This window comes from Halopseudomonas sp. SMJS2 (genome assembly GCF_029866945.1).
GTDB classification, from domain to species: Bacteria; Pseudomonadota; Gammaproteobacteria; order Pseudomonadales; family Pseudomonadaceae; genus Halopseudomonas; species Halopseudomonas bauzanensis.
Map to the genome: position 1 here is coordinate 1,186,222 of NZ_CP123445.1, position 21,753 is coordinate 1,207,974.

Annotated in this window: 19 protein-coding genes and 1 other RNA gene; 13 read left to right on the forward strand and 7 right to left on the reverse strand. The window is 62.5% G+C overall.

Annotated elements, in window-relative coordinates; all coding sequences use genetic code 11:
• Positions 1-16: 16 nt before the first annotated feature.
• From flgG to flgL, 6 genes are read left to right on the forward strand one after another with little or no spacing between them, the layout of a single operon-like run.
• Positions 17-802: a flagellar basal-body rod protein FlgG gene (gene flgG / locus QAO71_RS05685; RefSeq protein WP_036990523.1), complete on the forward strand. Its 786-nt coding sequence runs from the start codon at positions 17-19 to the stop codon at positions 800-802.
• Positions 803-824: 22 nt separating this feature from the next.
• Positions 825-1,499, forward strand: coding sequence for a flagellar basal body L-ring protein FlgH (flgH, locus tag QAO71_RS05690; protein ID WP_036991125.1), 675 nt, complete (start codon positions 825-827; stop codon positions 1,497-1,499).
• Between the two features lie 17 nt (positions 1,500-1,516).
• Positions 1,517-2,614 carry a flagellar basal body P-ring protein FlgI gene (locus tag QAO71_RS05695; RefSeq protein WP_036990522.1) on the forward strand — a complete coding sequence of 366 codons (1,098 nt, stop codon included), beginning with the start codon at positions 1,517-1,519 and terminating at the stop codon, positions 2,612-2,614.
• A gap of 10 nt (positions 2,615-2,624) precedes the next feature.
• Entirely contained in the window at positions 2,625-3,695 is a 1,071-nt protein-coding gene (gene flgJ, locus QAO71_RS05700; protein WP_280165474.1) for a flagellar assembly peptidoglycan hydrolase FlgJ, read from the forward strand.
• A gap of 3 nt (positions 3,696-3,698) precedes the next feature.
• Complete coding sequence (gene flgK, locus QAO71_RS05705) at positions 3,699-5,669, forward strand: flagellar hook-associated protein FlgK (protein WP_280165475.1); 1,971 nt, start codon at positions 3,699-3,701, stop codon at positions 5,667-5,669.
• 15 nt (positions 5,670-5,684) lie between these two features.
• On the forward strand, positions 5,685-6,935 hold the full coding sequence (gene flgL, locus QAO71_RS05710) for a flagellar hook-associated protein FlgL (protein WP_036990519.1): 1,251 nt from the start codon (positions 5,685-5,687) through the stop codon (positions 6,933-6,935).
• Between the two features lie 122 nt (positions 6,936-7,057).
• On the opposite strand, the gene cueR is transcribed toward flgL, so the two are convergent.
• The 3 genes from cueR to QAO71_RS05725 are packed head-to-tail and all read right to left on the reverse strand — an operon-like array spanning position 7,058 to position 11,686.
• A complete protein-coding gene (gene cueR / locus QAO71_RS05715) occupies positions 7,058-7,489 on the reverse strand; it encodes a Cu(I)-responsive transcriptional regulator (protein WP_083392513.1) in 432 nt (143 codons plus the stop codon).
• Between the two features lie 2 nt (positions 7,490-7,491).
• Complete coding sequence (locus QAO71_RS05720) at positions 7,492-9,882, reverse strand: heavy metal translocating P-type ATPase (protein WP_280165476.1); 2,391 nt, start codon at positions 9,880-9,882, stop codon at positions 7,492-7,494.
• A 52-nt stretch (positions 9,883-9,934) separates the two neighbouring features.
• Positions 9,935-11,686 carry a potassium/proton antiporter gene (locus tag QAO71_RS05725; RefSeq protein ID WP_136869324.1) on the reverse strand — a complete coding sequence of 584 codons (1,752 nt, stop codon included), beginning with the start codon at positions 11,684-11,686 and terminating at the stop codon, positions 9,935-9,937.
• 163 nt (positions 11,687-11,849) lie between these two features.
• Between QAO71_RS05725 and QAO71_RS05730 the strand changes: the two genes are divergently transcribed.
• Complete coding sequence (locus tag QAO71_RS05730) at positions 11,850-12,773, forward strand: AEC family transporter (protein WP_036990517.1); 924 nt, start codon at positions 11,850-11,852, stop codon at positions 12,771-12,773.
• Here the strand turns inward: QAO71_RS05730 and QAO71_RS05735 are convergent.
• Positions 12,760-12,990 (reverse strand): DUF3820 family protein, encoded by a 231-nt coding sequence (locus QAO71_RS05735; protein ID WP_136869325.1) that lies wholly within the window; start codon positions 12,988-12,990, stop codon positions 12,760-12,762. The two genes, QAO71_RS05730 and QAO71_RS05735, sit on opposite strands and share 14 nt — an antisense overlap.
• Before the next feature lie 173 nt (positions 12,991-13,163).
• Here QAO71_RS05735 and ffs point away from each other — a divergent pair.
• From ffs to recR, 5 genes are all read left to right on the forward strand, one after another.
• Positions 13,164-13,260: signal recognition particle sRNA small type (gene ffs / locus QAO71_RS05740), an RNA gene on the forward strand.
• A gap of 198 nt (positions 13,261-13,458) precedes the next feature.
• Positions 13,459-14,862, forward strand: coding sequence for an alpha/beta fold hydrolase (locus tag QAO71_RS05745; protein ID WP_280165477.1), 1,404 nt, complete (start codon positions 13,459-13,461; stop codon positions 14,860-14,862).
• Positions 14,863-15,113: 251 nt separating this feature from the next.
• Positions 15,114-17,120: a DNA polymerase III subunit gamma/tau gene (dnaX, locus tag QAO71_RS05750; RefSeq protein ID WP_280165478.1), complete on the forward strand. Its 2,007-nt coding sequence runs from the start codon at positions 15,114-15,116 to the stop codon at positions 17,118-17,120.
• 21 nt (positions 17,121-17,141) lie between these two features.
• A complete protein-coding gene (locus QAO71_RS05755) occupies positions 17,142-17,468 on the forward strand; it encodes a YbaB/EbfC family nucleoid-associated protein (protein WP_036990514.1) in 327 nt (108 codons plus the stop codon).
• A gap of 19 nt (positions 17,469-17,487) precedes the next feature.
• Positions 17,488-18,087: a recombination mediator RecR gene (recR, locus tag QAO71_RS05760; RefSeq protein ID WP_280165479.1), complete on the forward strand. Its 600-nt coding sequence runs from the start codon at positions 17,488-17,490 to the stop codon at positions 18,085-18,087.
• 148 nt (positions 18,088-18,235) lie between these two features.
• On the opposite strand, the gene QAO71_RS05765 is transcribed toward recR, so the two are convergent.
• Entirely contained in the window at positions 18,236-18,520 is a 285-nt protein-coding gene (locus tag QAO71_RS05765; RefSeq protein WP_036990512.1) for a hypothetical protein, read from the reverse strand.
• Positions 18,521-18,631: 111 nt separating this feature from the next.
• Positions 18,632-18,874 (reverse strand): YheU family protein, encoded by a 243-nt coding sequence (locus QAO71_RS05770; protein WP_036990511.1) that lies wholly within the window; start codon positions 18,872-18,874, stop codon positions 18,632-18,634.
• A 77-nt stretch (positions 18,875-18,951) separates the two neighbouring features.
• On the opposite strand from QAO71_RS05770, the gene QAO71_RS05775 reads away from it, so the two are divergent.
• A complete protein-coding gene (locus tag QAO71_RS05775; protein ID WP_036990510.1) occupies positions 18,952-19,707 on the forward strand; it encodes a sulfite exporter TauE/SafE family protein in 756 nt (251 codons plus the stop codon).
• 3 nt (positions 19,708-19,710) lie between these two features.
• Here QAO71_RS05775 and mnmC read toward each other — a convergent pair whose 3' ends face one another.
• Positions 19,711-21,693 (reverse strand): bifunctional tRNA (5-methylaminomethyl-2-thiouridine)(34)-methyltransferase MnmD/FAD-dependent 5-carboxymethylaminomethyl-2-thiouridine(34) oxidoreductase MnmC, encoded by a 1,983-nt coding sequence (gene mnmC / locus QAO71_RS05780; RefSeq protein ID WP_280165480.1) that lies wholly within the window; start codon positions 21,691-21,693, stop codon positions 19,711-19,713.
• Positions 21,694-21,753 lie beyond the last annotated feature (60 nt).

A 21,753-nucleotide genomic window follows, 5' to 3' on the forward strand; every position in this document is an offset into this window, starting at 1 on the left:
AGCGAGGAGCCAAGACATGCACGCAGCACTATGGGTAAGCAAGACCGGTCTGTCCGCCCAGGACACCATGCTCAGCACCATTTCCAATAACCTGGCCAACGTCTCGACCACTGGTTTCAAGCGCGACCGCCCGGAATTCGAGGATCTGTTGTATCAGATCAAGCGTCAGCCTGGCGCTCAGAGCACCCAGGACACCCAGCTGCCCTCCGGCCTGCAACTGGGCACCGGCGTGCGCGTGGCCGGCACCCAGAAAATCTTCACCACCGGCACACTGCAGACCACCGAGCAGCCGCTGGACATGGCGGTCAACGGCCGCGGCTTCTTCCAGATCCTGATGCCCGACGGCAACATCGGTTACACCCGCGACGGCAGCTTCCACCTGGATGCCGATGGCCGCGTCGTTACCTCCAACGGCTACCCGCTGGAGCCGGGCATCGAGCTGCCGCCGGAAGTGCAGACCTTCACCGTCGGGGAAGACGGCACTGTGTCCATTTCCCTGTTCGGTGACGCCGGTGTGCAGGAGCTGGGGGTGATTCAGACCGCTGACTTCATCAACCCGGCAGGGCTGCAGGCGATTGGCGGCAATTTGTTCCTGGAAACCGCCTCCAGCGGCGCGCCGCAGGTCGGCAACCCCGGTGAGAACGGGCTGGGTACCGTGCTGCAGAACACCCTGGAAAATTCCAACGTCAGTGTGGTGGAGGAGCTGGTGAACATGATCACCACTCAGCGCGCCTACGAAATGAACTCCAAGGTCATTTCCACCGCAGATCAGATGCTGCAATACATCAGTCAGAACCTGTAACGGGTTCCTGGAGCGAATGAAGATGAAAGCCCTGCGTGTAACCTTGCTGGTGCTCTGCGTGGCGTCGCTGGCCGCCTGCGTGCAGACGCCGCCCAAGCCTGATGATCCGGCCTACGCGCCGGTCTTGCCACGCACCCCCATGCCCCAGGAGCTGAACAACGGTGCAATCTATCAGCCCGGGTTCGAGATCAGCCTGTACGAGGATCGCAAGGCCCACCGGATTGGCGACGTGATTACCGTGGTGCTGACCGAGCGCATGGCAGCCCAGAAGAAAGCCGAGAACGAGATCAGCAAGGACAGCAGTGTCAGCATCGCCAACCCGATGCTGTTCGGGCGCAGCGGTATTGCCGGTATCAACACCGGCGTCGAGCTGAGCGGCGGCCGTGACTTCAGTGGCGAGGCCGATGCCAATCAGAGCAACAGCCTGAGCGGCTCGATCACGGTCACCGTGGCCGATGTGCTGCCCAACGGGTTGCTGGCGGTGCGTGGCGAGAAGTGGATCACGCTGAACAACGGCGATGAGCTGATCCGTATTTCCGGATTGATTCGCCCGGATGATGTTGGCTCCGACAACACCGTGCAGTCGACCCGCATCGCTGATGCGCGCATCACCTATTCCGGCACCGGCGCGTTCGCCAACGCCAGCAAACCCGGCTGGTTGAGCCAGTTCTTCATGAGCCCGGTATGGCCATTCTGATCTCTCGGGAGAAACCCATGCGTACACTGCTGATCTGTCTGTGCCTGGCCCTGGTCAGCCCGCTGGCCCAGGCCGAGCGCATCAAGGATATCGCCAGCATCGCCGGTATCCGCAGCAACCAGTTGATCGGCTACGGACTGGTGGTCGGCCTGGATGGCTCCGGTGACCAGACCACCCAGACGCCGTTTACTGTGCAGACCTTCAACAATATGTTGACCGAGTTCGGCATCACGGTGCCGCAGGGTACTCGCATCCAGATGAAGAACGTCGCCGCAGTGGCCATCCATGCCGACCTGCCGCCGTTTGCCAGCCCGGGGCAGACCATCGATATCACCGTCTCCTCGATCGGCAATGCCAAGAGCCTGCGCGGCGGTAGCCTGCTGATGTCCCCACTCAAGGGGCTGGATGGGCAGGTCTATGCCATCGCCCAGGGCAACCTGGTGGTTGGTGGTTTCGGCGCCGAAGGTGCCGATGGCTCGCGCATCACCGTGAATGTACCCAGTGTCGGCCGGATTCCCGGCGGCGCTACCGTCGAGCGCGCGGTTGCCAGCCCCTTCGCCAGCAGCGATCACCTGGTGTTCAACCTGAACCGGCCGGATTTCACTACCGCCAAGCGGGTGGTCGACCAGATCAACGATACCTTCGGCCCGGGTGTGGCGCAGGCACTCAATGGCGGCTCCATCCGTGTGCGGGCGCCGCTCGACCCCAACCAGCGGGTCGACTACATGGCGATGGTCGAGAACCTGCAAGTGAAGCAGGGTAACGCCGCAGCCAAGGTCGTCATCAACTCCCGGACCGGCACCATCGTCATCGGTCAGGATGTGCGAGTGCAGCCGGCGGCGGTAACCCACGGCGGCCTGACTGTCACCATCAGCGAGAACTATCAGGTCAGCCAGCCGGAGCCGTTCAGCGGTGGCCAGACCGTGGTCACGCCGAGCTCGCAGATCAGTATCGAAGAGGGTGACAGCCGCATGTTCGTGTTCAATCCCGGCGTCTCGCTGGATGAGATCGTGCGGGCGGTGAACCAGGTCGGTGCCGCGCCGGGCGACCTGATGGCCATTCTTGAAGCCCTGAAGCAGGCCGGCGCCCTGAACGCCGACCTGGTTGTCATCTGAGGAACTTTCCATGCACAGCAGCAGCATCAGCTATACCGATCTGAATGCCATGGCCCAGCTCAAGGTCGGCAGCAAGGCCGACAGTGCAGAGAACCTGCAGCAGGTGGCCAGCCAGTTCGAATCGCTGTTTCTGAATGTGATGGTCAAGAGCATGCGCGACGCCAACCAGGCGTTCGCCGAAGGTAACCCGCTCAATACACCGCAGACCCGTTTCTACCAGGACATGTACGACAGCCAGCTGTCGGTGCACCTGGCGGAAAAGCAGGGCATGGGGCTGGCGGATGTGATGTTACGCCAGCTGTCGCCGGAAAAGGCCGCATCAGCAGTCTCCGCCAGCGCTGGCACGGCGGCCGCTGGCGCTGAGCGGCCTGACCATTCGGCACTGCTGGCACGGCGGCGTCTGGCTGTCAGCGCTGGGTGGGGCGAAGTTACCCTCGGTCAGAACCCGGCGGCGGACAAACCGGCCAATCCGGCGGCCTCGCCGGAGCCGTCGCGTAACTGGTTGCCGCTGCGTGCTCAACAGGCAGCGGAGGCCAGCCCGGCCATGGTCGCGACCACCAATGCCAAGACCCGGTTCGACAGCCCGGCGGAGTTTACGCGCGCCATGTTGCCGATGGCCGAAAAGGCTGCCGCGCGGCTGGGTGTGGACCCCCATTATCTGGTGGCCCAGGCCGCACTGGAGACGGGCTGGGGCAAGTCGATCATTCGCCAGCAGGATGGCACCAGCAGCCACAATCTGTTCGGTATCAAGACCCATGGTCAGTGGCAGGGCGAATCGGCCAATGTGTTGACCAGCGAATATCGCGGTGGCGTGAAGCAGCAGGAACGGGCGAGCTTTCGCAGCTACGATTCCTACGAGCAGAGCTTCAATGACTATGTGGCCTTTCTCGAGAGCAATGGCCGTTATGAACAGGCCCTGACGCGCACCGCTGATGCCGATGCCTTCTTCCGCGAGCTGCAGCAAGCGGGCTATGCAACCGACCCGCGGTATGCCGCCAAGGTTTCGCAGATCGCTCGCAAGCTGATCAGCGAAGATGCCATGGCCGCCGTGAACACCAACGCCAATGAAGGCAGAGCATAAACCATGGCAGATCTGTTCAATATCGGTCTCAGCGGGCTGCGTGCCGCGCAAACCAACCTGTCGGTCACCGGGCAGAACATCACCAACGTCAATACCCCCGGTTATAGCCGCCAGACCGCGATCCAGACTGCCAACCCGCCGGGTTATAGCGGTGCTGGCTATATGGGTACCGGCACCAAGGTGGTGGATGTCCAGCGCATCTACAATCAGTTTCTGACCAATCAGGTGCGCACTACCACGTCGGCAGCGGCGGCGAACCACGCCTACAACATCCAGATTGAAGAGCTCAACAGCACCCTGTCGAGCACCGCGTCCGGTATCACCACTGGCCTGAAGAGCTACTTCGCAGCGCTGCAGACGTCCATCGAGGACCCGGCCAGCCTGCCAGGCCGCCAACTGTTCCTGTCCGAAGCCCAGGGTCTGGCCGGGCGGCTCAACTCGGTGCATCAGCAACTGGCCACCCAGAACCAGTTTCTCAACCAGCAAATGACCACGGTAGCAGAGCAGGTGAGTCGTCTGGCCGTGTCGGTGGCGGGTTACAACGATGCGATTTCCAAGGCCGCGGCCAATGGGGCTGCGCCCAACGACCTGCTGGATGCGCGCGACGAGGCCATCCGCCAACTGAGCGAATACGTCAGCGTTACCGTGGTGGATCAGGGCGATAACAGCATCAACCTGTTCATCGGCTCCGGGCAGCCACTGGTGGTCGGCAAGGAAGCCTCGGTATTGCAGACCAAGCCCGGCCTGTCGGACCCTGGGCGGCTGGATATCCAACTGGTCAGCGGCAACTCGGCGCAGGATGTTTCCGACCTGATCAGTGGTGGCGAGCTGGGCGGCCTGCTGCGCTATCGCGACGATGTGCTGGATCAGGCGTTCAATGCGCTGGGACGCATCTCGCTGGCGATCGCCAGTGAGTTCAATCAGCAGTTGGGCAAGGGGCTGGACCTGAACGGGCAGGTGGGTAGCGACCTGTTCGGCGACATCAACAGCGATGCCTATATGGACCTGCGCAGCCGTGGCCGCGAGGGCAATCGCTCGGACGCAGCGCTGGATGTGCGCATCGCCGATACCTCGACGCTGAGCACCTCGGATTATGAACTGACCTTCACCAGTGACACTGAATTTACCGTGCGCCGGGTGAACGACAATCGGGTGCTCGGGCCCTTCGATGTGAATGCCGCTGAAGGTGAACCTGGCTACGCTGCTTTCGATGGCCTCGACTTAAGTGGTCAGACTGGCAACTATATGGAAGGCGATCGCTATCTGCTGACGCCGACCCGCAATGCCGCCCAGAGTCTGTCAGTGGTGATGACCGAGCCGCAGCAACTGGCCTTTGCTTCGCCCATGACTGCGCAGGCCAGCCTCGACAATCGCGGTACCGGCAATGTCAACCAACCGCTGCTCACCAGCGGGCCGCAGCCGCTGGACCTGGACCGGCTGAAGGCGCTGGGGGTCGAATTCAGCTATGCCGATAATGGTGATGGCACTGGCGTACTGACCAGCACCAATCCGCCGCTGAGCATCGATGTGACCCTGGGCCAGCCGTTCAGCTGGGAAGTCGACGGCCATGAGTTCAGCATGACGCTATCTGGCAAGCCGCTGGATGGCGATAGTTTTTCGGTGGACTTCAACAGCGGGGGTGTGGCGGATAACCGCAACGCACTGGCGCTGGCCGGCCTGCAAACCCAGCAGGTGCTGGGCAAGGGCGAGGGGGCTCGGGGTTTCTCGTTGCTCGACGGCTATGGTGATCTGGTGCAGAAAGTCGCTACCTTCACTGCCCAGTCGCGCACCGAAACCGAGGCCAACATGGCGATGCTGGCCCAGGCGACCAACAATCGCAACTCGGTCTCGGCGGTGAACCTCGACGAGGAAGCAGCCAGCCTGATCCAGTTCGAGCAATACTACAACGCCTCGGCGCAGATCATTCAAGTTGCGCGCACCGTGTTCGATACATTGATCAGCAGCATGCGCTGACGGGGACTGACGACAATGCGTATTTCCACCATTCAGGCGTTCAACACCGGGATCCGCGGAATCCAGGACAACTATTCGGCCGTCACCCGCACCCAGGAACAGATTACCTCCGGCAAGCGGATTCTCTCACCGGCGGATGATCCGGTGGCCTCGGTGCGGCTGCTGCAATTGGGTCAGGAAGCCAGCAAGCTGGCGCAGTACAAGGACAACCTGACGGCGGCAACCAACAGCCTGACGCAGGAAGAAGCCGTTCTCAATTCGGTGAACAATATCCTGCAGCGCGTCCGTGAGATTGCGCTTGAAGCGGGGAACGGCGCGTTGGATGCCAGTGGGCGGGAGGCTCTGGCACAGGAGCTGGCCGAGCGCGAGAACGAGCTTTACGGATTGCTCAATAGCCAGAACGCCCGCGGCGAATACCTGTTCGGTGGTTACCAGAGTGATACCCAGCCCTTTGTAAAGAACCCCGACGGCAGCTACAGCTATGCCGGTGATGAGGGGCAGCGTTCGATCCAGATCGGCAGCGCCAAGATGGTCGCGATCAATGACAACGGCAAGGAACTGTTTGTCGATGTGGGGAACGTCAATCGGGTGGATACCGCCGCTGGTGCCGGCAATGCCGGCAGCGGGCGTATTTCCCTGGGCGTGGTGGAAAACAAGGGCCGCTACGACAGTGAATTCTACCCGCAGGGCAGCGTCAGCATCGTCATCTCGGATGATGCAGCGGGCTACGAAATCCGCGACGCAGCCGGTGCTCCGCTGGACCCGCCGGTTACCGGCACCCTGGAGCCCAATGCCGCTGGTGGCCATGAAATCCGTTATGGTGGTGTGGTAGTGACGCTGGATGGTGAGCCGGCGGCGGGCGATGAGTTCACGATCAGCGTCGGCACCGCCGACAACAGCGAGAAACGTGGCGTGCTGGACACGGTACGCCTGCTGCGCGACACGCTGGAGAACACTGACGATAGCCCCGAAGGCAAGCTACAGCGCCGCGACATGCTGGCGATCAGCGTCCAGAATCTCGACAATGCGATGAATCAGGTGCTCGGCGTGCAGACCAGCCTCGGCGCGCGTCTCAATGTGATCGAGTCCGCCCAGTTGGAGAATGACGAGGCGACCTTGATCAATACCACGGTGCAATCGGGGCTTGAGGATCTGGATTATGCTGAAGCGCTCAGCCGCCTGAGCATGGAAAGCATCGTCCTGCAGGCAGCGCAACAGAGCTTCGTCAAGGTCAGCGGCCTGAGCCTGTTCAACTTCCTGCGCTAGGGCGGTTTCTCGCAGCCAAGGCCCAGTCAGCCACTCCGGGAGAGGCTGACTGGGCCGCTGCCGGAGTTTATTGCGGGAGCGGGTTTGCCCGCGAACAGGTCTCAGGTTATACGAGCCGCCAACTAATTATCTGCGCTGACCTGGCGGCCTCCCAGGTCGGGAATGGGGGTATCGGCCAGGCGATCCAGGATGGGGCAATCCGGGCGCTCATCGCCCAGACAGCAGCTGGCCAGCTCTGACAGGCTGTCGTGCATGGACTGCAGCCCGGCGATCTTGTCCTCCAATTCCTTCAGATGCTCTCGGGCCAGTGCCTTGACCACGGCGCTGCTGCGCTCGCGATCTTGCCACAGCGCCAGCAACTGGCTGATCTGTTCGATGGAAAACCCCAGGCTGCGGGCTCGCTGGATGAAACGCAGGGTGTGCAGATCCTGCTCGCTGAACAGCCGGTAGCCGGCGGCGGTACGCGCCGTTCCGGTGAGCAGCCCGATATTCTCGTAGTGTCTGATCATGCGCGGCGTCAGGCCGGTGGTCTTGGCTGCCTGGCTGATATTGATGTTCATTGCGCCTCCGGTTTCCAGCGTTTCAACAGCAGCGCGTTGGCCACCACGCTGACGCTGCTGGCGGCCATCATGGCGCCGGCGAGCATGGGATTGAGCAGGCCGACCGCGGCCAGGGGGATGCCCAGACTATTGTAGACAAAGGCCCAGAACAGGTTCTGCCGGATCTTGCGCCAGGTGTGGCGGGAGATGTCCAGCGCCGCCGGGACCAGCAGCGGGTCGCCACGCATCAAGGTAATGCCCGCGCTGTGCATGGCGACGTCGGTGCCCGTGGCCATGGCCATGCCGACATCAGCGGCGCTCAATGCCGGCGCATCATTGATACCATCACCGATCATGGCCACCACCCGGTCCTGGCTACGCAGTGTCTGTACATGGCGCGCCTTGTCTTCAGGCAACACCTGCGCTTCGACCCGACTGATGCCCAGTTCGCGACCCACGGCGCCGGCAGCCGCCTGGCTGTCCCCGCTTATCAGCCAGCTCTCGATACCCAGCCGGTCCAGCTGGCGGATGGTCTGCGCAGCCTCCGGCTTGATGGTGTCAGCGAAGGCCATCAGTGCCACCAGCTGCGGCTGACCTGCATCCTCGATGGCGAGCCAGGACAGGGTCCGACCCTGCGCCTCGTGCTGCTCGGCCTCGGTCTGCCACGCGGCCATGTCGATACCCTGTTCCACCATCAACAGGTCGTTGCCCAACCAGGCTTTGCGACCGTCCACCACGCCGCTGGCACCGCGGCCGGCCTGTACGCGGAAATCCGCAGCCGGTTCAGCCTGAATATCCCGATCATTGGCGTAGGTGCGCAGGGCACCGGCCAGCGGATGCTCGGCGTGGGTCTGGATTGCCACCGCCCACGCCAGCGTCTGCTCATGGTCACTACCGTTCAATGCCTCGAAGGCTTGCAGCGTCGGCTTGCCCAGGGTCAGCGTACCGGTCTTGTCGAAAATCACCGTGTCGACCTTGTGCGCCTGTTCCAGCGCTTCGGCATCGCGGATCAAGATGCCCCGCCGCGCTGCCACGCCGGTACCGACCATGATCGCCGTTGGCGTGGCCAGACCCAGGGCGCAGGGGCAGGCGATGACCAGCACCGCGATGGCGTTGAGCAGCGCCTGTTCGCTACCCACCAGCAGGCTGCCGATGGCGAAGGTAAGGAAGGCGATGACCAGGACCACGGGCACGAATACCGAACTGACCCGGTCTACCAGTCGCTGAATCGGCGCCTTGGACGCCTGGGCGCTTTCGACCAGGCGGACGATCTGTGACAGCAGGGTGTCATGGCCGACGGCGGTGGTCTCGATCACCAGCAGGCCGTCCTGGTTCATGGAGCCGCCGCTCACCGGGTCGCCCGGCTGACGGCTGACCGGCAGGCTTTCGCCGGTGAGCATGGACTCATCTACATGGCTGCCGCCCTCGCGCACATCGCCGTCGACGGGGATGCGTTCGCCCGGCTGCACCACCAGCAGGTCACCCACACGGATCTGCTCCAGTGGCACCAGTTGATCGCCTTCGGCGCTGCGCCGGCGAGCGGTATCCGGGCGCAAGGCGGTCAGTGCACGAATCGCCTCCAGGGTCTGCCCCTTGGCCCGGCTTTCCAGGTATTTGCCCAGCAGGATGAAACTGATGATGACTGCCGAGGCTTCGTAATACAGCACCGGCATCTGTCCGGCCGGAGTGGTGAATACGTGCCAGGTGCTCAACGCCCAACCGGCGCTGGTGCCGATGGCGACCAGCAGGTCCATGTTGCCGGTTCGGTTGCGCACCGCATGCCACGCGCCGCGATAGAAGCGGGCACCGAAACCGAACTGCACGATGGAGGCCAGCACCAGTTGCACCAGCGGCGGCAGCATCAGGTCGGGGCGGCCGAACAGTTCGGGAAACATGCCCAGCGCCAAGGGTGTGCTGAGCAAGGCGGCGATGATCAGGTGGCGGCGTTCGCGCTGCAGTTTGCCGGCCTGGCGCTCATGGTCGCTGCCGGTCTGCTGGTCGAGCCATTGGCCGGTATAGCCGGCCTGTTCCAGGACCTGCAGCAGTTGTTCTTGGGCAGTACCTTCGGTCATGGTCACGAGGGCTTGCTCGCTGGCCAGGTTGACTTGCACATCGAGCACGCCCGGTACTTTCTGCAGGGCGGTCTCAACGCGGCGCACGCAGCTGGCGCAGGTCATGTTGGCGATGGCGAGCTGGCGGTGGCGGGTTGCGACCGGATAGCCGGCGCGCTTGACGGCCTCGCTGACTGCCGGCAATTGCTGCGGGTCCCGCAATTGGATGCGGGCCGTCTCAGCGGCCAGGTTGACTTCCGCCGAGTCGACCCCGGGAGCGGCCAGCAGCGCCTGTTCCACTCGCCGCACGCAACTGGCGCAGGTCATGCCGGAGATATGTAAGGTGATATGGCTCATGGTTGATTCTCCTCTGATGGCAGCCATCATCAACCTTTACATCATGTGAGGGTCAAGCCGTCGGCTCCGGGGGCTGATCATCCTTTTCATTTCCCCATTTCAGACCGACCTTGCGGATCTCATCATCAACGACCTCAGCGACGACCCAGCACATCCCTTGCCACTCGGTCTGGTCACCCACGACCGGCCGGCCGCCCAGCTGCCGGGTACAGAACTGCGCCAGGGTCAGTCCCGACAACTCTGCAGGTACCTCGAAGCCATAGAAGGTGCCGACCTCGTCCAACAGTGCCGAGCCTTCAAGCACGAAATTGCCAAAGAACTGGCGGCTGTTGAGGTGACGCGGAACGCTGGTAGTACTGAAGATTTTCGACAGCGCCGGCAGGTCCCGGGCGTGGCCGATGACGCATAACACATCATTCAGCTCCAGGCGGGTGCTGCCGGAGGGGTGCAGCAATTTGCGGCCGCGAAACAGCGCGGCGATGCGGGTGTCCTTGGGCATGTTCAAATCGCGCAGGGCCACACCAACGCACCAGTTGGCATCGCTCAGTTGATAGACCATCAGCTCGTAGTCGCTCTCGACCACCACATCCAGGCTGGTACGGTGCAGCGGCTCCGGAATGGGCGGGATCTCGACCCGGCACAGCCTTGCCGCAATCGGCAGGCTCGCCCCTTGCAGCAGCAGGGAAACCAAGACCACAACGAAGGCCAGGTTAAACAGCAATTGGGCCTGTTCCAGCCCGGCTACCAGCGGGAAGATCGCCAGCATCACCGGCACCGCGCCGCGCAGGCCAACCCAGCTGATGAACAGGCGCTCGCGCCAGGAGAACACGAAAGGGGCCAGACAGATCAGCACAGCAATTGGGCGTGCGACCAGGATGAGAAAGACGGCAACGGCCAGTGCTGGCAAGGCGATGTCGAGCATCTCCGAGGGCGTGACCAGCAAGCCGAGCATGAGGAACAGGCCGATCTGGCTGAGCCAGGCCATGCCGTCCTGCATGTGCAGGATGTTCTGCAGACTGCGCAGGCGGCTGTTGCCCAGTACCAGGCCGGTGATGAAGATCGCCAGGAAGCCGCTGCCGCCGAGTACATTGGTGACCGCGAAGGTCAGAATGGCACCACTGGTGATGAGCAGGGGATACAAGCCGGTATCCAGGCTCACCCGGTTGACCAGCCAGGTCAGGAAGAAGCCGCCCGCCAGCCCGCAGACCCCGCCGATGCCGAATTGCTGCAACAACATGGCCAGAAACGACCAACTGAAGGACGTCTGCCCGTTGGCCAGCATCTCCACGATGGTGATGGTCAGGAAGATCGCCATGGGGTCGTTCGATGCAGACTCGATTTCCAGGGTGGCGCTGACCCGGCGCTTGAGGTTCAGCCCTTTGCCCTGCAGCAACGAGAATACCGCGGCCGCATCGGTCGAGCCGACGATCGAGCCCAGCAGCAAGCCCTGCAGCCAGTGCAGGTCCAGCAACCAGGCGGTGGCCAGACCGGTGACCAGAGCGCTGATCAGTACGCCGAAGCTGGCCAGTGACAGGGATGGCCAAAGGGCGACCTTAAAGTTCTCCGCCCGTGTGCGCATGCCGCCATCCAGCAGGATGATCGCCAGGGCCAGGCTGCCGATGACATACACCGTACCTATACTGTCGAACACAATGCCGCCCGGACCATCTTCGCCGGCGAGCATGCCGACGATCAGAAATACCAGCAACAGGGGAATGCCCAATCGGGAGGACATTGAACTTGCCAGAATGCTGACGCATAGCAGGCCGGCACAGATTACAAACAGGGTATTCATGACTTCCATTCGGGGACAATCCTGCGAACGCGAAAGAAATGGAACCCGGATCTTACCATCCCCAACGCCAGGCAGACGGATGTAGCTGATTTTTCAGAAAGAATCATTGCATCGGTGGTGATGACCGGAGCGGATCGTTAGACTGACCGGATTCAGTTCGGTGGGGAATACCATGACGGCGGCACTGGCCTTGCTGTACAAACTGTTGCCACTCTACGTGACGGTTGCGCTGGGGTGGGTTGCCGGGCGTTTCCTGCAGGCCAGCGGTAGTCATATTGCCGGCATCATGATGTATATCATCACACCCTCGGTGGTTTTCTCCGGCGTAATGAACGCGCCGCTGTCGCCGGAGGTGATTCTGCTGCCCTTTCTTACCCTGGGGCTGTGTACGCTGATCGGTTACGGACATCTGCTGATAGCCCGACGCTGGGTGGGAGACGCCAGCGCCAGTGTCATTCCGCTGGCCGTGGGCACCGGCAATACCGGCTATCTTGGGGTGCCAGTGGCTTTGCTGCTGTTCGGCGAGCAAGGCCTGAGCATCTATATTCTCTGCATGCTCGGTACCACCCTGTATGAGAATTCGGTGGGTTTCTATCTCGCAGCGCGGGGCCGTTACCAGGTGCGCGACTGCCTGATCAAGGTCGCGCGCCTGCCATCGCTGTACGCCTTCTTTCTTGCGGTCGCGCTCAATCTCACAGGCATTGGTATTCCGGTGATCGCCGAGCCGCTGTTCGATAACCTGCGTGGCGCTTACAGCGTGTTCGGGATGATGATAATCGGTATGAGCATCCTCAGTTTTCGCGGGCTGGCGGGCAACCTGCGTTTTACTGCGCTGGCGTTCTTCGGCAAATTCGTGGTCTGGCCGGCGGTGGCGCTGCTGTTCTGGTGGCTGGACAGCCATGGGCCGCAGATCTACAGCACTGCGGTGTATCAGGCGCTGTTTCTGGTTTCCATCACACCGATTGCCGCCAACACCGTGGTCATCGCCACGCTGCTGGATCTGGCGCCCAGCCAGGTAGCCGGGACCGCACTGTTGAGTACCGTGGTGGCATTGTTCTCCATCCCGTTGATGATCGCCCTGTTCATGGGCGCCTGACTGGCGGCCGATTGCGCAGTGGGTCGAGCAGGGCGGACAGACCGTTGTGATCGATTTCCTGCATCAGTTCCAGCAGGCGGCCGATTTCCCCCTTGGGGAAGCCTTCACGGGCGAACCAGTTGAGGTAATGGCCGGGCAGGTCGGCGATCAGGCGGCCCTGATACTTGCCGAAGGGCATTTCACGGGTGACCAGCAGTTGCAGGTCTTCAGGTTGCATGGTCGGGTCTCCGGCAGTCGAATCGGCCCTCATTATACGCGAGGAGCGCACGCCGTCAGGTATGGCGCATTCGCGTCTTGGCTCCGCATCCCAGACACGATTGTGGGTTGTAACTTGCGCGCAAGTCGTTACAATAGCGCGGCCCTCATCTGCAGGGCACGCTATGGTGACCCTGTCGGTCCCCTCGCAATGATTCGCCGTGAACCCGGTCAGGCCCGGAAGGGAGCAGCCGCAGCGGTTATATCGTGTGCCGGGGTGCGGCTGGCAGGGTTGCCACCCATAGCCTTCTCGTTTCCGTTATCCCCCCCATTCTTATTCCGCGTCTCATACGCCCTTGTCTTGCCGACTTCCGGTCTATTCGTCTGCCTGTCCTTTGCCGATACGTTAGCTCTTGCAGTGGCGAAGCGAGCTGATATCTACTAATGTCTCATCGTGTCTGACTGATAACAACAATAAGGGTAATCGAACATGGATATGGCATTTCCCAGGGCCCGCGTGCCCGCGCTCGGCGTGTTTTTTCTGCTTCTCTGTGGTGTGTTGACCGGTTGTCTCGGCGGCTCCGGCTCGGATCGGGTTTCCTGGCCTGGCTCCCCGGATATGCCGGATATCGATGAGGATCGGATCCTGCCGGTCATCTTCGTACACGGCACCGCTGGCTCGGCCTCCCAGTACCAGACCCAGGCGATGCGCTTTGCCAGCAACGGCTACCCCGAAGACCATGTGGTGGCCTACGAATACAGCACGGCAGGGGCGGTAGAGATCAACAGGGCCCTTACCGGCGGCCTGAGTGAAGACCTGGACGGGTTCGTCGATAACGTGCTGGCGGAGTTCGGGGCGGATCAGGTCTATCTGGCTTGCCACTCCCTGGGTACGGCGGTTTGCGGCTACTACGTGGCCAATCCGGACCGGGAAGCCAAGGTGGCTGGCTATGTTGCCATCGACGGCGCGACAGGCGAGAGTTGCCCGGGCGACTCCAACTGCATGGGGCTGTTTGTCGATGAAACCCGGCGGCTCGGTGAAGTGAACGCCTACGTGCCTGATGAGACTCATGTCCAGGCGGCCACCTCGGAAGCCTCTTTCGCCGCCCAGTTCGAATTCTTCACAGGTGTCGAGCCGGTGCGCACCGAGATTCTGCCGCAGCGGGATGAGGTGGAAATTGCCGGTCGCGCGGTTTATTTCCCAGCCAATACCGGTGCCGCCGGGACCACGCTGCAGGTTTGGGAAATAGACCCCGATACCGGTGAGCGTCTCGAAGCGGCGCCATTGGATACCTTCAGCATCACGGCCAACGGCAACTGGGGTCCGGTGACGCTCGATCCGACCGCCTACTACGAATTCCAGCTGTTGCGACCGGGTCGTTCCGAGCATCACTTCTATCGTCAGCCGCTGATCCGCAACAGCGCGCTGGTGCGCTTGAACACCTCGCAGGCCGGCTCCGTGATCGAGGAAAATACCAACGCCAGTGATGATCACGCCTCCCTGGTGATCTCCCGGGACATGGAATGGTGGGGCGACCGCGGCACCGATAACGATCTGCTGGAGATTTCCACCACCAGCCTGCTGTGGGGCGATCAGCCGGCAGTGAATATCATTGACCCGGCCATCGGTAGCAGGAATATCGGCATTCACGTACATGACGATGAAGCCACTCCAGCGGTGACGACTGGCGATCCGCTACCGTATTTCCCGGAGCAGCCGTTCCAGTGGGGCGTGGATGTGTACATGCCTGCCAGCACACCGGCGGATGGGGTTATCTCCGTGGTCAGCACCCCGCGCGGTGACACCGACAACAAGCAAACGCTGAACGTACCGAACCTGCCTTCGTCGCAACATCGTATCTCGTTGACTTTCAACGACTACGTTCAAGACTGAAGCGCCCGAGGCCGAAAGGAACTCGTCCGGGTCACGTTGACCGAGTCACGTTGACCCCTCTTTGTGGGAGCGGGCTTGGCCGCGAAGCAATTGGCAGATCAGCTTCGCGGGCAAGCCCGCTTTTCCATCACCAGTATCGGTTCCCGATCAGCCCCTCCCACAGGGCGAGCCGACAGGCGCGAATCTCGCATTGATTAGGCGCTTTAAGGTACAGTAGCTGCTTGCCAATGACACCGGATAGCAGCCCCTCGATGAGTTACCAGGTATTAGCCCGCAAATGGCGTCCGCGCCTGTTCCGTGAGATGGTCGGCCAGACCCACGTGCTGCAGGCGCTGATCAATGCGCTGGATCACAATCGCCTGCACCATGCCTATCTATTCACCGGCACCCGCGGGGTCGGCAAGACCACCATCGCGCGCATTCTGGCCAAGTGTCTGAACTGCGAGGCGGGTGTCAGTTCGGAGCCCTGCGGCGTCTGTTCGGCCTGTCGGGAAATCGACGAAGGGCGTTTCGTCGATCTGATCGAAGTCGACGCGGCCAGCCGAACCAAGGTCGAGGACACCCGCGAGCTGTTGGACAATGTGCAGTACGCACCCACGCGCGGGCGCTTCAAGGTCTATCTCATCGACGAAGTGCACATGCTCTCCAGCCACAGCTTCAACGCCTTGTTGAAGACTCTGGAAGAGCCGCCGGCTCACGTCAAATTCCTGTTGGCGACCACCGATCCGCAGAAACTGCCGGTCACCATCCTGTCCCGCTGCCTGCAGTTCTCGTTGAAGAACATGTTGCCGGAAAAGGTGGTCGAGCACCTGCGCCATGTGCTGGCCGAAGAGCAGGTACCCTTCGATGATGAGTCGCTGTGGCTGCTCGGCCGCGCCGCCGATGGCTCCATGCGCGACGGCCTGAGCCTCACCGATCAGGCCATCGCCTTCGGGAATGGCCAGCTGCAGGCCGCCGAGGTGCGCAGCATGCTCGGCACCATCGATCACGGTCAGGTATTCGGCCTTCTGCAGGCACTGGCCACCGGGGATGCGCGCGCGCTCCTCGCCGCTGTTGCCGAGCTGGCCGAGCAGGGCGCTGATTTTGCGGGCGTGCTGGCCGAGCTGATATCCACCCTGCAGCGAGTGGCCATCGCCCAGGTATTGCCGGAGGCGGCGGATAACAGCCTGGGTGACCAGGCGCGGGTTCTGGAGCTGGCCGGGCAGGTCAGTGCCGAGGATGTACAGCTGTTCTATCAACTGGCCCTGCACGGTCGCCGTGACCTGCCACTGGCACCGGACCCGCGTGGCGGTTTCGAGATGGCGCTGCTGCGTATGTTGGCGTTTCGCCCCGGCACGCTACAACACACCGGCAACGCGGCACCAGCCGGGCTCGTGCAAACGCCGCCAACGACGCAGCCGAGTCCCGTACCGGCTGCGGCTGGCGACCCGGGAAAGCCCCCGGGGATCAGCCAGGCCGCAGCTGATTCCGTAATCGCCAGGCCGACCACGCAGGCCGCGCCGGTTACGACGCCGGCTGCCGTGCAGGCACCGCCGAAACCCGCTTCACCGATCACGCCGGTTGTGGAGCCAACGGTCGAACCGACTGTCGAGCCGTCAGCTCCGGCCACTCCCGCGCCGCAGTCCGCTGCCAGCCCCGTGGCGGCACCTGCACCGGTGGTCGAGGAGCCGACAACGCCAAGCGAGCCGAACCCGCCAGCAGCGGACGCTCCCCCCGAGTGGTTGCAGGATGCACCGCCCGATGACAGTTTCAGCCCCGACAGTGATGATGAACTGGATGTCAGCGATTATCTGAGCGACTGGGAGCCGGCGGCGGACAGCGCTCCGGTCGAGGCCGCCGAAGAGGATGTCAGCGATCTGCCTCCGGCCACCGGCCTTGCCGCCCAATGGCTGGAGCTGTATCCGCGCCTGGGTGTGGCTGGCCTAACCCAGAGCATTGCCGCCCATTGCCAACTGGTCGCTGTCGAGGGCGCCGTCTGGCAGTTGCATCTGGACCCAGGTCACAGCGCGCTGTACAACGAAAATCATCGCCAGCGTCTGGAAAAGGCCATTACCGAGCAGCAAGGCCAACCAGTAACTTTGACCGTTACGGTCCAGGCGCCCACGCAGGAAACCCCTGCGGTAGCGGCAGCCCGGCGGCGGGTGGCCCGGCAGAAGGAAGCCGAGGCGAACATACAGAGCGACCCGCTGGTGCAGGCGCTGATCAACGATTTTGCGGCGCAGATCTGTGATGACAGTATCCGCCCGCTCGATGCTTGAACCCCTTATGAGGAAACGACCATGATGAAAGGTGGCATGTCAGGCCTGATGAAGCAGGCCCAGCAGATGCAGGAAAAAATGCAGAAGATGCAGGAAGAGCTGGCCAACGCCGAGGTGACCGGGCAATCCGGTGCCGGGCTGGTTTCCGTCGTCATGACCGGGCGGCACGACGTGCGCCGCGTCAATATTGATGACAGCCTGATGACCGAAGACAAGGAAGTGCTCGAAGATCTGATTGCCGCGGCATTCAATGATGCGGTGCGCAAGCTGGAACAGCAGAACCAGGAGAAAATGGCCGGCCTGACCGCGGGCATGAATCTGCCTGACGGCTTCAAGATGCCCTTCTGAACGAGAGAGCCATATCGGTATGAGTTTCAGTCCCCTGATTCGCCAATTGATCGATGCATTGCGCGGGCTGCCCGGCGTTGGGCCGAAAACCGCGCAGCGCATGGCGCTGAACCTGCTGGAGCGCGATCGTGAAGCGGGGCGGCACCTGGCCCATGCGCTGGAGTCGGCGATGGAAGGCGTGGGTTACTGCCGCCGTTGTCGGACGCTGAGCGAGACCGAAATATGTGATATGTGTGATGACCCGCGCCGGGATGATGGGTTGCTGTGTGTGTTGCAGAGCCCGGCGGATGTGTGGGCAGTGGAAATGGCGGGCAGCTTTCGAGGGCGCTATTTCGTGCTCAAGGGCCACCTGTCACCGATTGATGGCCTGGGGCCGGAAGAGATTGGTATACCGGCGTTGCTGGAGCGCGTCGAAGGCAGTGCGGTGACCGAGGTGATTCTGGCGACCAACCCGACGGTGGAAGGTGAGGCGACGGCGCATTATATCGCCGGGCTGCTCAAACCGCAGGGGATCAAGGTATCGCGCATTGCCCACGGGGTGCCACTGGGAGGTGAGCTGGAATTCATCGATGGCGGGACGCTGGCCCATGCGTTGGCTGGGCGAACGGCGATTGGCTGATTCCGATTTCTTGTGGGAGCGGCCTTGGCCGCGAGGAGTTCTGTCAGGCCTGTTCGCGGGCAAGCCCGCTCCCACAAGACAGACCTAACTCCGAACAGGTCGTGCGGCGGGCTGAGGTGTCTGCAACATAGCCAGCCCTCATGACTACTCAGTTGCCGCTGGCGTCTTGCTGCTCCAGTTCCTTGATGATGCGGTCATAGGCTTCACAGGCGCCATGGTGGCTCTGGGTGGGGTCGCGCTCCTGGAGGGCCTTGAGTTGTTCATGCATACGCTCCGCCTTGTCCGGCTTGCCGGCAGCGATGCGGTTGATGGTGACCGCGGTTTCTTCAGCTTTCTTCAGGGCTGCTTCCGGGGTGCACACAACGGTCTGGGCCGATGCGGTGGCAGCAAAACCCAGCAGGGCAGCAATAATCAGGGGGGAGCGCAATTTCATCGTTTACCTCGTCAAACCCGCATGGGGGTGTAAAGACCTCTATCTTAGTCCTTCGCTTGGCATCCTCCAAGCGCCATGGTGGCCCTGCGTCACCCTGAAGCAGGGTGGTTCTCAATCCTCGGCGGCATCCCGCAGCAATTCGGCGGGAACATCCCGGCGGTGGCTCAGGCTGGTATCGCCGGTGTCAGGATGGAATACGATCAGCACTTCGCCACGTTCGATCAGCCGGCGCAAACGCTCCACGCGCTGGCTCAGGGTGTCGTCATAGCCGTTATCGGTGCCATCGCGGGTGACGAAGTCCTCCAGCATGCGCTGGAATACGTCGGGGTCGAGCAGGGTGTGGGGTATCAGCATAAGGTCTACTTCCTGGATGACTGTGCCGTGTTGCGTCAATGATACACTGAGCGCCTTTGTTGATATGACTGGTTCCAATGATTACCGATCCGCTGTTCTATCTGGCCGCCATCCCCGCCGTGTTGTTGTACGGCATCGCCAAGGGTGGCTTTGGCGGCAACATCGCTATTCTCTCCGTCCCGCTGATGTCCCTGGTCATGCCGCCGCAGGAGGCCGCCGCCATCCTGTTGCCGATCCTCTGTACCATGGATCTGGTGGCACTACGCACCTTCCGCGGTCGCTGGAGCATCCCCAATCTGAAGATCATCATTCCGGCGGCGCTGGTCGGTACGCTGTTGGCCTGGTTGAGTTTTCGCTGGATGAGTGACGCCCATATTCGACTGATGGTCGGTATCATCGCCGTGGTGTTTACCCTGAACATCTGGTTGCGCAAGGGCGAGCCGCCGGTACGTGGGGTAAGCAACTGGCGGGGCGGGTTCTGGGGCGCGGTCGCCGGCTTCACCAGTTTCGGCATCCACGCCGGCGGGCCGCCGATCAATATCTACCTGTTACCACAGAAACTCGACAAGACCGTGCTGATGGGCACCATCGCGGTATTCTTTGCCGTGGTGAATCTGGCCAAGGTACCGGCCTATATCCAGCTCGGACAATTCGACACCAGCAAGCTGCTGACTGCTCTGGTGCTGCTGCCGCTGGCGCCGATCGGCATCCGCATGGGCTTCTGGCTGCTGCAGCGCAGCAACCAGGAGCTGATCTACCGATTGTGCTACCTCTTCCTGTTCTTTACCGGTTGCAAGTTGCTCTGGGATGGCATCCGCATGCTGCTGTTCTGAGCTTCAGGCCTGGCCGCGGATCAATTGACGCAACAGAAAGCGGCTTGGATGCACGGCCTCGGCCAGGTCGCGGGGCAAAGGCAGCGGCTCCCCCTCGACCCAGGCGGCGATCAGCTCGCCACTCAGCGGGCAGGTAACCAGACCGCGGGAGCCATGGGCGGTATTCAGATACAGGCCGGGGTACCAACTGGCCGGCGTCTGTGGCTGGCGCGATGCATCCTTGGCCAGCGCGGCGTAATCCGCACGAAAGGCATCGGCATCGGTCAGCGGGCCGATCAGCGGCAGGTAGTCCGGTGAGGTGCAGCGCAGCGCAGCGCGAGCGATCAGCTGCGCCGGATCGTACTGCTCCGGCTGCAGGGCGGTGCTGAGGGCTGGCGACAGGCTGGTCAGGATCTCCAGGTTCGACAGGTTCTCCTCGGGGCTGGGCTCGGTATCCAGCCGATCGAAGCGGAAGCTGGCGCCCAGGTGATGCTCGCCCTGGCGCGCGGGGGAAATATAGCCCTCGGCGCACAGCACCGTTTTCAATCCTAGACTCGCGTCGGTAGCCGGTAAATGGGTGATCTGCCCGCGAATGGACTTGAGCGGCAGATGGCTGCTCTGCTGGAAACGGCGACTGTCGGCGGCGCTGCAGATGACCGCGATGCTGCCGCTGGCAATACACTGGCCGTCGGCGTCCAATGCCTGCCATTGCCCATCACCTTGTTCCAACTGTGCCACTGCGCTGCCGGTCAGCAAGCGGATATTGGCGTGCCGCAACAGCGCTTGACAGAAAATCGGCGGGCTGGCCCAGCCGGCGCCCGGAAAGAACAGTCCGTCGCGCTGAACGCCGAAGCCGGCGAGGGCGCTGGCCTGTTCCGCATCAACGCTGTGCAGAAAACTCGGCGGGTAGCCCTGTTCACCCAGCTGGCGATGGCGCGCAGCCTCCTTGTCATCGGTACTCAGCTGCAGCACACCGCAGGCCGACCAGCTGTCTTCCCCCGGTTCCAGCACCTCATTCAGCAGGCGCAAGCTGTAGGCATAGCTGGTCTGCACGAAGCGCGACAGCGGGGTCTGGTGCGGTGACAGCTTGGTGTAGAGGATGCCCTGCGGGTTGCCGGAGGCTTCCGCTGCGGGAGTGGCGTGGCGCTCGATTACGGTGACCTGCCAGCCGCGGCGGGCGAGGGCGAAGGCGGTACTGCAACCGGCCAGTCCGGCACCGATCACCAGTGCTGTGCGTGCCCGGTCGGCCAGTGGCGCCGGGCGTTGATACCAGGGCGCGCTCCATTGCTGCCCTGACGGCTGTTGCAGCACCCCGGCCAGCATCTCGCGCTTGCGGCCATAACCCTTGACCTTGCGCATGGCAAAACCGACCGCCTGCAATCCGCGGCGCACATCGCCGACACTGGTAAAGGTCGCCATCGTGGTGTGCTGATGCGACAAGCGCGCCATCTGCTCATAGAGAGCCGGCTGCCACATGTCCGGGTTCTTCGCCGGCGCGAAGCCATCGAGAAACCAGGCATCCACCGAGGCGTCCAACTGCGGCAGACTGTCCAGCAGGTCACCCACCAACAGGGTCAGGGTGACGCGGCCATCGGCCAAGGAAAACTGCTGCCAGCCGGGTGCGAGGTCGCTGTAATGGGCGAGTAACTGCTCGGCCCAGGGCTGCAACTCCGGCCATAACGCCAGGGCGCGATGGAGGTCGTCGGTGCTCAGCGGAAACTTTTCGGTGCTGACGAAATGCAGGCGGGCGTCGGCGGGAGCGACCCGGTCCCATAGCTGCCAGGCGCAGAGAAAATTCAGGCCGGTGCCAAAACCGGTTTCGCCGATGCAGAAGCGGGAGCCAGGTTGGAGAGTCGCCCAGCGCTGCGGCAGATCGTTGTGTTGCAGGAACACATGGCGCGTTTCCTCCAGTCCCGAGTCGCGGGAGAAGTACACATCGCCGAACTGGGTGGAAAACGGCTGTCCGTCAGCGGACCAGCTCAGATCTGCAAAGGATGGTGATTTCACGAGGGCTCCGGCACAAACTGAAGCCGCTGATTGTATCGTGAAAAGCCATCACCCCATATT